Genomic DNA, 14,353 nt, shown 5'->3' on the forward strand with positions numbered 1-14,353 from the left:
GCTTAAGGCTGAAGAACGATTTGGTAATCGGTGATTTTTAGTTTTAAGACGCCGGTTTTAGTATCCATATTCCGCATGGTTTTGCGGTCGATTTTGGTATCACTTCCCATAAAATTCAGCGGGATTTTGAGCTTTTCGATAGCAAATGCAACTTCCACATAATTGGGCAACACGGTCGATGTCTGATCATATTGCATTTTTAGTTTGTAAGTACCGTTCTTTTTGGTGGTGATCTCTGAAGCGGCGATGCGCTGTTGTTCGGTATCTAAAAACAAGGTTGCCAGCGCCATATCTGAGTCGTCACCGGTAGGAATCACATTAAGCACTTTTACTTGGTTTTCGTCAAGGGTTTGCATCCCGCGATCTACAGTGATAAATGGATGTTCAAACAATTCAGAAAGTGTAAAATCAAGACCGCGTTTGGGTAAGATCACAAAGTCATCGCTAGAGAATTTTAGGTCTTTTCCACGCTGATATTCCATCTCAGCGCGTTTGGTGGGCATATTGATAAACGGCGCGTCGAGATCCAGTTGAAGCTTTGCCGAAAAGGTATTCACGGCGTCCATCTTTGCTTTAATAGCGAGTAAATCGGCATCTATTTCCTGAGCATTGCAGTTCAAACCGAACAGTAAAAAAGCGATTAAATACAAGGTTTTTATCATCCTACATCTTGTTTGGTAAACAGGTACATTCCGCCAAGGGCGACTAAAAAAGTATAAATAGTCAACGCGATATTATCGATTAGAATCTCCTGTAATTGCAATTCGTAATCAAAAAAGCGCTGCCACGAATTGGTAAGTTTAGCAAAGAAAAAACGTTCCATACTACCCAAACCAAAATCGGCTTTTAAAAGCAGCGAACTCAAAATAAGAAAGAATGCTGAGGCGATCCAGGTTTTTGCAGGTTCTTTCAGCAATATCCCAAGCGTAACGCTAACCGTGGTAAAGAAAAGCATACTCAAAGTTCCCGAAGCAAAGGCTATCAGGATGCGTTTAAATGCTTCTTCCGCAGGAAAAAAATTGAGCGTTCCCAAATAGACCACCAGATCACCGCTACCAAAAATACCATAGGCGAGGAGAAAGGTACTGGTCATTAGCAACAGCAACATCAACAATGTGAAAATCCCTGAAGTAAGGTATTTAGCCAGCATTAATTTACGCTTGCTTACGGCCTGAAGCATCAATGTTTTTAATGTGCCGTTTTTATATTCGTCGGTGATAAGGGCCGAGCTGACGATCATTAAGATGAGCGGTAGATTAAACCACAGCGAGTTGAGAATGATGTAGAGCAGCAAGTTTCCGTTTAAAAGGGTTCCCTCAAAATAGAAGGATTGGCGTAGATTGTCGAGTAATAATTCTAAGATCGTTGCCCCTTGAAAGTAGGCGGCGATAAGAATTATGAATTCGATAAGCAAGACCGCAGCGACCGCATACCAGGTTTTACTTTCTCTAAAAAGTTTAAATAATTCAGCTTTTAATAAAGGTATCATGCGTTAAGCGGAATTATAAGTTGTTCTAAAGAAATGTTGGGAACACAAGAATGTACCTCAAACCCTTCTTCTAAAGTGCTTCGGAGTACGACTGAAACCGGAATATGCTCACAATTAATGGTCACCGTGTTTGTCTCGGCGTGCAGCACATAGGGTTGAAGACACTGTGCTTTTTCAATAGCAGTTCCGGTAAGTGTATATACCGAAATAAGCGCGTTGAGCAGGGTTTGCGTAGGACCTTGATTAACGATTTTACCTTGATCAATCACATACAGATAATCGCAGGACTTTTGAAGTTCTGCCATCAGATGCGACGAAACCAAGATCGCGATATTTTGTTGCGCAAGCGTTTTAATCAATTGAATAAGCGAAGCCACTCCCGTAGGATCCAAACCAGAAAAAGGTTCGTCTAAAATGAGTATATCAGGTGCGTTGAGTAAAGCGATGGCAATGCCCAGACGCTGCTTCATCCCCATCGAAAAGTTGCGCACAGGATCTTTACGATCTAGTGGAAGTCCCACTTGAGTTAAATAATTTTCCAGCGAAGTGCGATCTGCCGGAGCAGCTTGAATTTGCGCAAAAAGTTTGAGATTTTCGTAAGCGCTGAGGTAGGTGTACAGTCCCGGTTCTTCGATCACGGCACCAATAGGTTTAGCTTTTTTGGAGTCATACTGTACTGCTCCATCATCTGGTGTGATCAGGCCGCAAAGTATTTTAAAAAGTGTGGTTTTTCCGGCACCGTTGCGACCTAAGAGTCCGCTAATTTTTCCGGGTTCAAGAGAGATCGAAACCGCATCGAGCACCTTTCCTGATTTATAGGATTTGCTCAGCTTGATCGCATTTAGCATTCCGTTGTGATTTTTTGCGCGTTTCTAAATTCGAATTTTGGTTCGTAATATTTCTCTAAAAAGGTACGGGACCAAAAGTATTTTTTAAAAGGAAACAACGGATCCTGAATCATAAACTGCGGGATAAAGTGATACCATTTTATACCCGCTTGCGCATAATGCTGTTTGATCTCTGTTTCCATTCCTAATTCTTTAGCAGCGGCGTATAACGCCATACGCTGGCATTTACTGCCTTTGTAATGTTCTGCAATTTTAGGCGTAAACCCGTGCTGAAACAAGTGATCTTTGATGCGTTTGTAGTTTTGAAAACGCGACCAGACATCCATCGTCACCAGAAAAATATGAATGAAAGAAAACATCAGGCACCACAACCAGAACGCGATGATAAGTATTGTTTTTTCAGTGTAGGCTTCTACAAATTTAGTGTAGTAAAAAACCGTTTCCAGAATAAACAAAAACAACGCGCCATATAAGAGTTTGCCTACATTCCAATAGGAAACAAAGGTGCTAGGTTGTTTGGGTAAATCACTAAAGAGCATGAATAAACGGGCTGAGTGCTACAAGTATACGCATTTACAGGTTTTGATAACAAGAAAGGCTTAGGATTAACTGTATTTTTTAGAAAAATACCGTTTAACCTGACGGAATTAAAAATCTGATAGTTATAGCCTAAAAAGAAGCAGATTATTAATCCACCTTTATCACCTCAGTTTTTTCGGAGATCCCATTTTCATTAAAGGCTTCGATGGAAAAGTAATAGGTCTGATCACGATCTAAACAGCGCATAAAGAGTTCGTGCTCGTCATAAACCAACCACGACTGATACAATTTATCAGGAGCAATACCCCAGCGAATGTTATAGCCTTGAGCGTTTTTGACAGCGTCCCAAGTGAGTTGTGCATCCCTGCGGTCAGGTTGTCGAGCTACTTTAAAAGCTTTGACCTTTGTAGGTTTTTTGCCAAATCCTTTTCCAAAGACACGAATTTCAGAGAGTGCGAGATTATTGCCGGGAACTTTGATGTTTTTGTAACGGATGTACTGTGCTTTTACCGGTTGGTTTAACACCAGATAGGCATTGGGCGTGTCTTTATAACTTTTAGAACGATCGATAACGGTTTCCCAGGTTTTGCCATCCTCTGAAGCTTCAATGATAAAGCGATGCTTTAAGCCCTCAACACGCGTGTAGATCCCGCTTTCGTGATCGTGAAAATTCAGCTGAAGTGCATATACGTTTCCGGGATGGGGGAATTCAATTTCAACCCATTGTTTGGAATCATTCGTTTCAGCAACCCAAAACGACTTTGGGTTTTCGTCCGTTAATACTTCAGAAAGAATGCTTCCGTCGGCATTGGTTTTTTGAGGGATTTCGGTGACTTCAAAATCCCCATCAGTGATCGTGCTTTTGGTGATTTGTAACTGCGAGGTCGAAACAGTCGCATTTCCTTTATACGACAATAACATCCAGCCGTTATGTTCACCGGCCTTGGTAGGATGGCTTGGCGCATATCGCGGATAATCGCCATAGCTGGTATTAGAATACATGAGTCCGTCTTCATCAAAATACGTTGGAAACATACACAGTCGGCGCTCCCAGTGCGAGTTAGATGCCAGAGCCATTGTCGCAAAATGCCAGTACTGCCCGTTGGTTTGTTTCACCGTGATTCCGTGGCCCGCCCCGTTAGTAAAGCCTCCGGGTTTAAAACTCATCGGATTGTTAGGCATATATTTAAACGGACCCAGCGGTGTTTCGCCCATATAAACTCCGTCTCCATATACATTAAACTGCGTGCCGGGCGCGGCGTATTGCAAGTAGTATTTGCCATCGTGCTTGGTCATCGAAGCGCCTTCCATATAGCCTTCTTTTAGGGTAGGGTGGAAGTTGTTTTCGCCAAAACGCTCCCAGCCGTGCGCTTCCTCATCCAGATTGATGAGATCCTTGGTCACTCCGGTTTCCAACATGCGATCGTCTTTATTGAGCATTTTGACTCGAATGGGATGCACATTAGAAGAACCCCAGTACAAATAAGTTTTGCCATCGTCGTCAATAAACAATTCAGAATCCTGAATGTTGTTGCTTATGGAAGCTACCGGATTCCATATTCCTTGCTTGGGATTATCGGTGTATAAAATACTACCATATCCTGCAGGATCTCCGGCAAAATAAACCAGCGAATCCTTATAATTAAATGCGGTAGGGGCGTTGCTTCCTTCAAAAAACCATTGTTTGGGTTTAATGAATTCCCAATTAACCAGATCGGTAGAATGCCAATAACCAAAGGAGCGGGTGACAAACATATAATACTCCCCACGGAACTCGATCACCGCCGGGTCTGCACCCGAACGGTACGAAATGTTCTTACTCGAGTTATAGACCATATAGGTATAATCAATATCTAGGGGATTGATATAGCTTTCAGGGATCACTTCTTGCGCCCGACTCAACGAAGTAATGAGCGATAGTAATGTGATGGGAAGTAGCTGTAGTTTTTTCATAGAAGTTTGTTTTTTCAATGGGTGCCTTACTTTCCAATACAATAGTTTCGGATTCTTTAGTTACAGGGCTTCCCGAAGATTGAGGTGTAAAATAGGTGTACAACCTAATCTGTTTTCACATGTTAGAAATGAAAAGTATTACCCAGCAATTCGTAAAGCTAACACTTATTTTTTATTAAGTGAATGCAAGATTTTCAAGGGCAAAATTGATTCAAAATAAATACTAGTTTTAGACTCAAGGTTTAATTAACTTTAAGAATGGATATTTTGTCAAAATATGAAGTATGCCTCATCAGTGCGTTGGCGCACGGGGCTACTATCATCCAAACGCGAAAAGTATTACGGTATTACAAGTTACGACCTTATTCGTTGAGCAGCATTGATAAAAAGCTCTTTGAACTTCGTAAACGCTATCAATGTAAAACGACCTTTCAATTGATTTATAAATTGAGCGATAGGGTAGAGGTTATAGATCTTGACGACATATTAAAGTAGTCTAAATGTCCAGTTTTTTATCTAAAAAACTGGACATTTAACTATTTAAAATTTACAAATTTTCGAGTATTTATGTTTATTAAGACTGTTTGACTTAATCAGTCACCTAGGCTGATTTTATCATTTAGGTGTTTAATAGTTTCATTTAAGTACTAAAGCTCTGTCAAAGAACTATTACAGAATTATTCACTTTTTTTAAAAGTGCAATTTTGTTAATAATCGATTAAGGTTTATGTCATTATATTCAACCAAATTCTCACGCTGTAGTCTACCAACAATCACAGAAGGATGAGTATTTATTTTTTTTGAAAAGGCTTTAATAACCGTTGGGTTTTTATAATTTAATGATTTTAATTGATTAAAATCTTCATCTGAAATTAGCCACTGTGCAGCCCACTGATTTGCTTCTTTCTCTTTTTCTTTGTCGTAAGCGTCATAATGATCTAGCTCTAAAGAAACATAAGTGATGCCGTGAAGAAGGATATGAGCCAACTCATGAAAGAAGGTAAACCAAAAGCGGTCATACTTTTTATAGCGTACGCTTAACTGAACCACAGGAACTCCTTTTAACCATCTACTACTACCGTGTATAGGAGCGCCTGTTAAATTAGGAACAAGTAGAATGCAAAGACCTGCATTATTACACAACTCTTTGAGCTCTTTGAAAAAACCGTTTTTCCCTTGTGCCATAATTTTTCTCAGGTCTGGTAGAATTGCTCTAAGCTTTTTCTCATCATATTCTGGTAAGATCTCCTTGTCAGCTAGTAATTCCCCTTTACGTAACCAAGCTGTAATAGCTTGTTTTTTTGTATTATGAGCTAGGTCTAATCGATGTGCTGCTCTTAATCCACCTGAAACATAACTATTTATCCAAGCTTGTTCACTACTTACTTTAAAAAAATCAAATAGATGCCCAGCTTTCTCTTGAGCTTTAGTTGTCCTTGGGACCCATCCAAATTTAGCCATTCTTGCATATGGAAATTGACGTGCCCAATCAGCAGCGTCTTTACATCGCTCATTGTAAGTAATACGAGCGAGATTCTCATTATAATTTTGTTGTAGGTTCATCCAAAAGGTAGCAGGAAGATCAAGAACTTTCTCGAAAGCTATTGCCATTTCTGAAGTAATAGCACTTTTACCATTAATAACACGACTAATAGTTCTTTCTGGCTTTTCTGTTCTTAGGGCAAGTTCTTTACTACTCATCCCTTTTTCATTTAAGATTTCCAGTAAGGTTTCTCCTGGATGAATCGCAATGTCTGGTATGTATGATGTAGTATTCATTTAGTGATAGTCTATAACCTCTTCAATTAATATGATTTCGTAACTGATTTTGCCTTCTTTTTTTATGGGGCGATAAACAAGGCGCCAACCGCCATCTAAATTACAGGCCCATTGGCCTTTTCGTTCATTTTTAAGTGGGTGATGTTTTCCAGGTAAAAGCTTTAAATCTTCTATTGAAGATATTGCTTGCAACTCAGCGAGTCTTCTATTAAATAATTTTGTTCGTTCTGCTCCCCATTTTTTTATTGCTGCAGCACTATTATTTGCTAATTTTTCAAGTTGTTTAGTTCCAAAATTTATAAGCATCACCGACTCAAATTCGTTGCAAAAATAATATTTAATTGATATATAGTGTCAATTAAATTGTTAATTAATTGTTTGTATTGTGTTTATAAGTCATATACTGGTTAGTTTGTTTTAACCCTTTAATAAAATGAATCATATGCAACGTTTCATTTTCGCTGAATTTCTCTGCTTTTGTTTTGTAGTTGCCTTCAAACATTTTCCAGTTCTTCATCTTAGAACGGATGTCTTTGAGGAGATCTGTCTTGAGTACTGTTATACATTCCAGAACGGTATTTAATAGCTCTATTCGATCCATATTACGGTCAATAAGCGGTTGCTCATAGATCGTGAGCATTTGTTCGACTTGATTGATAAACTGCTCATTTTCTCTGGCATTTATCCACTTGTTTATTTTGGGAATTGCTTTTGGTTTTACTTGTAAGGCTTTCTTATTGGCTGAAAGACTTTTGTAGGTTACAAACACTTCATTTTCTAAAGTTTTATGAATAATAGGGGAGTACATACCCCAACCGTTTTCCTGAAATTGAAGTTCTTTAAAAACACGTAGCTCATTTAGAAAGTCAATATTGCTAAACATTTTGTGTATGTATTTTTTACCATACGTAAAACCGAAACGTTGCTGAGATAATAAAACTACAGCAGCCACTTCGTGATCATAATTGAGGCTTTCAAAAATTTCGTCAAAAGTACTTTTTTCATAAACCCCCTCTGGCTCCGCAGCCATAGGCAACGCTACTTTCTCTTTCTTCTTCCCCTCAAAAACCTCCCTCAACACACTTTGCATCAAATCCTCTAGTTGTTGCTCACCAGTTTGAACCTCCTGTTCTAATGCATCACAAAGCACCATCAAAGCATTCACTTTTTCTACAATTGCTTTTTGTTCGTGCAACGGTGGAAATGAAAATTCCATAGATTTTACGGTTCCAGTTCCAAGTTCCGTTTGTTTTGTACTACCTGAAACTCTTCCTGCAACTAAATTTTGGATTAATGGACTTGCTGTAAAAATCCATAAGTAATCAGTATTAATAAATTTTTTAACACCTCTAACGACTGTAACGTGAGAATCTGCAACAACATTTTTATATTCAGAGCCTGGATATGAAATAACTCTTCCAATTGTTCCGTCTCCGGTAGAATTCCAAAGTAAATCTCCCTCTTGTAAAAATCTTGCTTCAACATATTTTTCTAGGGACTCTTCAGTAATGAATCTTGCTCTAGAAATGTCAAAACCTGACCATTGCACACACTTTTGAGATACCACAGGAATTTTAGATATATCCGTATATTTTGGAGATTTTCCTCTTTGAATATATTCACACACATCATTTAACCTACACCAAACCCAACCCTCCGGCAATTCGTAAGGAATTTCTTCAGGAGTAATAGCAGGTAAAGCTTTCTCTTTTTTAATTTTCTTTTCTTTGACGAGTTGGGCTTTCTCTCTTTGTACGTTTTTAAGGAGTTCACTGGCGTGATTTGACCCTGAAACAAGTTCAGGATGACGAGCGCGCCAGTCTGCAGTGAGCTTGCCTTGTACTGCCAACTGTAAAATAGTTTCCCGTAGTTTTTTAATGTTGGTGTTATCGTCAAAAAAATTAGAGAAGTGCGGTGTCAACTCCTCCCAGGCTGTTTGAGTTTGAGTGGCTAACTGATGTAATGCCGAAGCAACATAATCTTGTTTTAATTGTACACGCTCTTGCGTAAGGGTTTCTAATTGCTCTACTTCTTTAAAAAGAATTTCTACAACTCGGACAATTTCTTTTTGTTCTTCTAAGGGAGGTAATGCAAATTCAAGAGTTTTAACAGTACCCGTGCCTAATTCCGTTTGTTTTGTACTACCTGAAACCCTTCCTTCAATTGTCTTTTGCACCAATGGACATGCGGAGTAAATCCATAGATATTTTGAAAGGATATTATTTCTAAAAGGCCTTACCACAGTGACGTGGGAGTCAGCTACTACTTTATCAAATTTTAGTTTTGGTAATAGAACTGTTCTACCTATTGTGCCGTTTCCAGTTGAATTCCATAATAAGTCGCCTTCAACTAAAAATCTTTCGTCCTGATATTTTTCAAGTGATTCTTCAGTAATGAACCTGGCTTTGTTTATATTAAATCCAGACCATTGAACACATTTCTGAGACACAACGGGTATTTTTGGAATTTCAGAATATTTAGGTGACTTTCCCCTCTGAATGTATTCTGAGACTTCATTAAGTCTACACCAAGTCCAATTCTTTGGTAATGTAAATGGAAATTCCTTCTCTGTTATTTCAGATAGAGGTTTTTCTCTTTTGATCTTTTTTTCTTTAATCAATCTCGCTTTCTCTAAATTGATTCTCTTTAAAAGATTTTCCGCTGAATTTATACCACTTATAAGCTTTGGATTTTGTTTTCTCCAAATGGCTGTTAATTTTCCCTGTATGGCCAATTGCAAAATAAGCCCTTTAAGCTCACTGGCATTTTTAGGATGTATGCTGAGTTTATGAAAGTGATTGAGTAACTGCATCTACTGTAAAGCTTCGGTTAGTACTTTAACAATCTCATCCTGTATGCTAGTAATCTTAGCTTCCGTTTTGTCATATTGTTCTAAAATAACCTCTGGTGCCTCCAGAGAATCTGCTTCTTCGTGCGGGTTTTTAAAATCCAGGTTATAGTTTTTGGACTTGATCTCATCTAAGGTAATTTTCCACGCAAGTGGAGAGCTTTTTCGCGTTTTCCACCAGTCTTTTTCAGCATCAAATTCTTTGATGTTAATGGGCTTGGTTTTATTATAGCTCTTTACGCCTTCGGGATAGGGATGCTCGTAATACCAAATCTCTTTGGTAGGTGTTCCTTTTTCAAAGAATAGCAAGTTGGTATTGATACCGGTATAGGGATTAAAAACCCCATTTGGCAAACGCACAATGGTATGCAGATTACACTTCGCCAACAGTTCTTCTTTAACCCGCGTTTTTACACCTTCACCAAATAAGGTTCCGTCAGGTAAAACCACCGCCGCACGCCCACCGTCTTTAAGCAAACGTACAATTAGTGCAAGAAATAAGTCTGCGGTTTCTTTAGTTCTGAATTTTTGAGGGAAGTTGGTTTCCGTCCCATCCTCTTCAACACCGCCAAAAGGGGGATTGCTCAAGATGATATCTACTTTATCTTTTGCTCCCCAATCGCTATAGGGTTTACTCAGTAAGTTATCCCTACGCACTGCGGGTAAGTCAAAACCGTGTAACATAAGGTTGGTTGTACACAGTAAATGAGGAAGTGGTTTCTTCTCAATTCCACGAATGGAGTTTTGTAATTTGTTACGGTCTTGTGGAGTGTTTACCTGCTTGCGGATATGGTCAATACTACATGTCAAAAAACCTCCTGTACCACAAGCGGGGTCTAGAATAGTCTCCCCCAGTTGAGGATCTATCATATCTACCATAAACTGGGTAACAGCGCGTGGGGTGTAATATTCCCCAGAAGAACCGGCAGACTGTAGCTCTTTTAAAATTGTCTCGTAAATATCATTGAAGAGGTGCCGGTCAGTTGAGCTATTAAAATCAATCTGATTAATGGTATTGATCACCTGACGGAACAGGGTTCCGTTTTTCATATAATTATAAGTATCCTCAAATACTGAACGAATGATATTAGCCTGTGGGCTAATGGTAATATCCAGATCTTTAAGAACGGGAAACAGTTCATTATCGATAAAGTCCATCAACTGGTCTCCGGTCAATCCTTCTTCATCAGCTGCCCAGTTTTGCCATTTTAGCTTTTCGGGAATAGGGCTTTCGTAGTTATCAATTGTAATTTCCCATTCTTCTTCTTTATCTGCGAAAATCTTCATAAAAAGCATCCATACCATTTGTGAAATACGCTGTGCGTCACCGTCAACACCGGTGTCTTTACGCATAATATCGCGTATGGATTTTATATTTGAAGTGATGTTACTCATTAGGCTATATTGTCTTTATATATTTCTTGTTCTAATTCTTTGATTGCTTGCTCAAAGTCAGGTCGTTTACCAAAAGCACGAACCAATTCTACTGGAGATCCCAATTCATTCAAAGGCTTTACTTTAAGCACAGAGCCTTCCTCAATAGCAGTAATACCCTCATTCTCATATTTTACCAAAAGACTGTCTAAAACTTGTTGGGCAATACCTGCATATTTAGCAAAGTAATTGCGCTTGCGCACGTTATCAGCTCGTTCCTTACGTGTTAGGGGTGGTTGATCAAAAGCGATATGACAAATAAGGTCAAAGTCGTCCAAGTCTTTGCCTACCTCTTCGCGCAAGGCCTCCAATAATACACCATGCTCTGCTAATTCCCTGAATAATTCATCTTTCTTTTCGGTGCTGTTCCAGCGTAGCAAAAAGTCATCAAGTGAAGCAAACTGTTTATTTAGGTTTTCTTTGGTATAATCTTTTAAGGATTCGGTAATCAACTTACCATCCTTTCCGTAGTACTGAATGCGTTCGTGAGCAACACTCACTTTTATATTGTTTACGTAATATTTTTTTACTTTTTCAGGATCGCCATCAATTATAATATCTGGTGGCTCTCCTTCAGGATAATCAGGTTCATCATTATCTGGCCAATCACCATCTATGACTGGAGTATCCTCATCGTCTGGTGGCACCACAGTTTCACCTGGTTTTGGTTCGTAGATTTGTACCGGCTCTCCATCAAAATCAGGGTCCGCAAAATGGTTAGTCGCTTTTCTAAAGTCCATAATGGTAAAATAGACCTTACCTTCGGCTTCCCGTATTCGTGTACCACGGCCGATGATTTGTTTAAATTCGGTCATAGAACCTATGTTGGCTTCAAGTACTACTACCTTAACCATCTTTGTATCTATACCGGTAGTAAGCATTTTTGAAGTAGTTGCAATAACAGGGAAACGTTCTTCAACATCGGTGAAATTGTCAAGTTCGCGTTTACCCACTTCATCATCACCGGTAATTTTTACCACATAATGTTGATGCTCAGCGACCAAATCTGCATTTTCATTTATAAGAGCAATGCGCATTCGGTTGGCGTGATCGATATCAGTACAGAAAACTATGGTTTTTGCAAAACGATCGGTTCCTTTAAGATATTCGGTAATTTTTTGAGCCACCAGCTGGGTACGCTCGTCAATAGCCAAAGTACGGTCGTAATCCTTAAGGTTATAAATACGATCTTCAATTTCATTGCCGTACTTATCTTTTAAGCCTTTTGTAGGTCGCCAGCCCTCATCTACGGTAGTACTGATGCGTACGACTTTGTATGGAGCCAGAAAACCATCATCAATACCTTGTTTTAGCGAGTAGGTGTAAACAGGTTCGCCAAAATAGGCAATGTTAGAAATATCTTTAGTTTCTTTAGGAGTAGCGGTTAAACCTATTTGTGTAGCCGAACTGAAATAATCTAAAACCTCCCTCCAAGCAGAAGCTTCTGAAGCACTACCCCGGTGACACTCATCAATAACAACCAGATCAAAAAAGTCCCTACTGAATTCTTTGTAAGCGTTTTTTGATTCTTCATTACCAGTTAATCCTTGATAAAGAGCAAAATAAATCTGGTAGGATTTGTCGATTTTTCGATTCTTGATGATGTGCATAATTTCATTTCCAAAAGGAGAGAAATCCCCATTTTTGGTTTGGGTCAACAATGCATTTCTATCCGCAAGAAAAAGAATACGCTTTTTGATCTGCCCTTTCCATAACCTCCAGATAATGTTGAAAGCAGTATAGGTTTTACCGGTACCGGTAGCCATAACCAATAGAATACGATCCTGCTTTTTGGCGATTGCCTCAACAGTTCTGTTAACCGCATTTTGCTGATAATAACGCGGGCTCATTCCGCTGATGTCTACATAATAATCTTGCTCTACAACCTCTAAAGCTTCGGGAGTATCAATATTTTTATACTTCAGATAAAGTTCCCATAGGTATTCCGGAGAAGGAAATTGATCCATTGGTAATTCGGTTTCGACGTCACCATATAAACCGGTCTTGTCATGAAAAAGAAACGAATCACCATTAGAGGTGAACACAAACGGAATCTGTAAAATATCAGCATATTCCAAAGCTTGTTGCATCCCGGCTCCAACAGGATTATTATTGTCTTTAGCCTCAATAATAGCAAGCGGAGTATTGGGCTTGTGGTATAAGATGTAGTCTGCACGCTTACGCTTACCACGCGTATATAAATTGCCCTGTACAATGATTCGACCATCTGTAAAAAAGACTTCTTCACGCACTTGTTTGCGAATATCCCACCCGGCTTGCTGTATAGAAGGGTTAATAAACTTGGTACATATGTCTCTTTCGGTTAGGTCTTTTTTGTTCATTGGTAGTTAAAATGCGAATCATTTTATTAAGGGATAATAAAAAGAAAAACGGTTGAAATAGTAAATTCTTTTGAATGATCTAAACGGAATAGGGGGTGACTCTAAAAATATATATTATTCTCAATAAACTCAAACCTAAGTAAAAGAGAATTTAATGGGTTACGGAATTCTGTATTTGAGGAGTGTTAGATTCAACACGGTCATCGCGATTTAGTTTTTTTAGATTCAATAAGCTCATCCATAGTCATAGAACTATCCGAGCCATTCCAGCCCAATTCAATTTCTTCTCTTAAATCTTCATTGCTCACAATCGTTTTTCGTATCATTTTTTTTCAAGTTAAAATAGGGACTGTACCTCGAGGAATTTACTGATTAGTTCTCATAGCTTTTGGATAATTACGAACTTTAAAGAGCTGGACTAAGGCTTTTCCTAAGATAAGGTGTTGAGATGTTTTTATTTATTTTTTAATAGCTGTTCAACATATCTCTTATGATTATTAAAACCGTTCTTGGTGGGGTTTATCAAATCGACCATTGCATCGGTTCCAGTGTCATAAATCTGCCAATGATACTTTTTCGATACTTCAATCAAGGCATAAATTGCGTTTTCTCCGTACAACGAAAGCATTAAATTGCTTGAATTCGCATTATCGCCAAAGAATTCAATCGTAAAATCACGACCAATTAGTTCTCTGTGATTATTGTCTTTTTTTATTCGGTCAAATGAGCTTTCCAAAATTCCGCTAAAATCAGTTGGCTCGAGTTGGTTTTTGTCAAGTTCCGCAACGGATACTATTTTCTGTTTTGAATTAAAAAGTACAATGTTCCAACTCATTTGCAATTATATTATGAATTCAATTTACGGTTTAACTGCTTAATTCTATTTGATTGTTCAGTTGTTAAATTAGTTTCTGTTTCAGATATCAAGTAAGTTAAATGTTCAAATGCACAACCAAATTCGTCCTGTTTTAAAAACTCTGAAATAATTTCTTCACAGTCCAAAATTCCTGCACTTTTTGTTTCTGTAGATTCGATTTGACTTTTCCATTGGTCATAAAAATAGATATTTGGTTTACAAGTAGTTTATAAAATTACAATCTAATGTAAACGTATAGCGCAT

General features: G+C 38.5%; 11 protein-coding genes. All 11 read right to left on the reverse strand.

The window, feature by feature from the left end; genetic code table 11:
* Positions 1–2 precede the first annotated feature (2 nt).
* The 11 genes from LDL79_RS12780 to LDL79_RS12830 all read right to left on the reverse strand — a co-directional run bounded on the left by LDL79_RS12780 (position 3) and on the right by LDL79_RS12830 (position 14,068).
* Complete coding sequence (locus tag LDL79_RS12780; RefSeq protein ID WP_225597950.1) at positions 3–662, reverse strand: hypothetical protein; 660 nt, start codon at positions 660–662, stop codon at positions 3–5.
* Positions 659–1,489: an ABC transporter permease gene (locus LDL79_RS12785; RefSeq protein WP_225597951.1), complete on the reverse strand. Its 831-nt coding sequence runs from the start codon at positions 1,487–1,489 to the stop codon at positions 659–661. The genes LDL79_RS12780 and LDL79_RS12785 overlap by 4 nt, the downstream gene beginning before the upstream one ends.
* Complete coding sequence (locus LDL79_RS12790) at positions 1,486–2,337, reverse strand: ABC transporter ATP-binding protein (RefSeq protein WP_225597952.1); 852 nt, start codon at positions 2,335–2,337, stop codon at positions 1,486–1,488. Before LDL79_RS12790 ends, LDL79_RS12785 begins: the two co-directional genes overlap by 4 nt.
* Positions 2,331–2,876, reverse strand: coding sequence for a hypothetical protein (locus LDL79_RS12795; protein WP_225597953.1), 546 nt, complete (start codon positions 2,874–2,876; stop codon positions 2,331–2,333). Before LDL79_RS12795 ends, LDL79_RS12790 begins: the two co-directional genes overlap by 7 nt.
* Positions 2,877–3,024: 148 nt before the next feature.
* Positions 3,025–4,830 (reverse strand): family 43 glycosylhydrolase, encoded by a 1,806-nt coding sequence (locus LDL79_RS12800; RefSeq protein ID WP_225597954.1) that lies wholly within the window; start codon positions 4,828–4,830, stop codon positions 3,025–3,027.
* 690 nt (positions 4,831–5,520) lie between these two features.
* Positions 5,521–6,609 carry a HigA family addiction module antitoxin gene (locus LDL79_RS12805; protein ID WP_225597955.1) on the reverse strand — a complete coding sequence of 363 codons (1,089 nt, stop codon included), beginning with the start codon at positions 6,607–6,609 and terminating at the stop codon, positions 5,521–5,523.
* The gene (locus LDL79_RS12810; protein WP_225597956.1) at positions 6,610–6,915 is read right to left on the reverse strand and encodes a type II toxin-antitoxin system RelE/ParE family toxin; all 306 of its coding nucleotides are present in this window, start codon (positions 6,913–6,915) and stop codon (positions 6,610–6,612) included.
* Positions 6,916–6,979: 64 nt separating this feature from the next.
* Positions 6,980–9,421: a restriction endonuclease subunit S gene (locus LDL79_RS12815; protein ID WP_225597957.1), complete on the reverse strand. Its 2,442-nt coding sequence runs from the start codon at positions 9,419–9,421 to the stop codon at positions 6,980–6,982.
* The gene (locus LDL79_RS12820; protein ID WP_225597958.1) at positions 9,422–10,852 is read right to left on the reverse strand and encodes a class I SAM-dependent DNA methyltransferase; all 1,431 of its coding nucleotides are present in this window, start codon (positions 10,850–10,852) and stop codon (positions 9,422–9,424) included.
* Complete coding sequence (gene hsdR, locus LDL79_RS12825; RefSeq protein WP_225597959.1) at positions 10,852–13,233, reverse strand: EcoAI/FtnUII family type I restriction enzme subunit R; 2,382 nt, start codon at positions 13,231–13,233, stop codon at positions 10,852–10,854. Before hsdR ends, LDL79_RS12820 begins: the two co-directional genes overlap by 1 nt.
* A 454-nt stretch (positions 13,234–13,687) precedes the next feature.
* Positions 13,688–14,068 (reverse strand): hypothetical protein, encoded by a 381-nt coding sequence (locus LDL79_RS12830; RefSeq protein ID WP_225597960.1) that lies wholly within the window; start codon positions 14,066–14,068, stop codon positions 13,688–13,690.
* Positions 14,069–14,353 lie beyond the last annotated feature (285 nt).

Origin of the sequence: Leeuwenhoekiella palythoae, assembly GCF_020310025.1 — a bacterium.
In the GTDB taxonomy this organism is placed as follows: Bacteria; Bacteroidota; Bacteroidia; order Flavobacteriales; family Flavobacteriaceae; genus Leeuwenhoekiella; species Leeuwenhoekiella palythoae.

Bases quoted from the DNA above. Each gene is read 5' to 3' on its own strand.
- LDL79_RS12805 (WP_225597955.1), bottom strand. From the start codon at position 6,609: ATGAATACTACATCATACATACCAGACATTGCGATTCATCCAGGAGAA.
- LDL79_RS12795 (WP_225597953.1), bottom strand. From the start codon at position 2,876: ATGCTCTTTAGTGATTTACCCAAACAACCTAGCACCTTTGTTTCCTAT.
- LDL79_RS12800 (WP_225597954.1), bottom strand. From the start codon at position 4,830: ATGAAAAAACTACAGCTACTTCCCATCACATTACTATCGCTCATTACT.
- hsdR (WP_225597959.1), bottom strand. From the start codon at position 13,233: ATGAACAAAAAAGACCTAACCGAAAGAGACATATGTACCAAGTTTATT.
- LDL79_RS12790 (WP_225597952.1), bottom strand. From the start codon at position 2,337: ATGCTAAATGCGATCAAGCTGAGCAAATCCTATAAATCAGGAAAGGTG.
- LDL79_RS12785 (WP_225597951.1), bottom strand. From the start codon at position 1,489: ATGATACCTTTATTAAAAGCTGAATTATTTAAACTTTTTAGAGAAAGT.
- LDL79_RS12830 (WP_225597960.1), bottom strand. From the start codon at position 14,068: ATGAGTTGGAACATTGTACTTTTTAATTCAAAACAGAAAATAGTATCC.
- LDL79_RS12780 (WP_225597950.1), bottom strand. From the start codon at position 662: ATGATAAAAACCTTGTATTTAATCGCTTTTTTACTGTTCGGTTTGAAC.
- LDL79_RS12815 (WP_225597957.1), bottom strand. From the start codon at position 9,421: ATGCAGTTACTCAATCACTTTCATAAACTCAGCATACATCCTAAAAAT.
- LDL79_RS12820 (WP_225597958.1), bottom strand. From the start codon at position 10,852: ATGAGTAACATCACTTCAAATATAAAATCCATACGCGATATTATGCGT.
- LDL79_RS12810 (WP_225597956.1), bottom strand. From the start codon at position 6,915: ATGCTTATAAATTTTGGAACTAAACAACTTGAAAAATTAGCAAATAAT.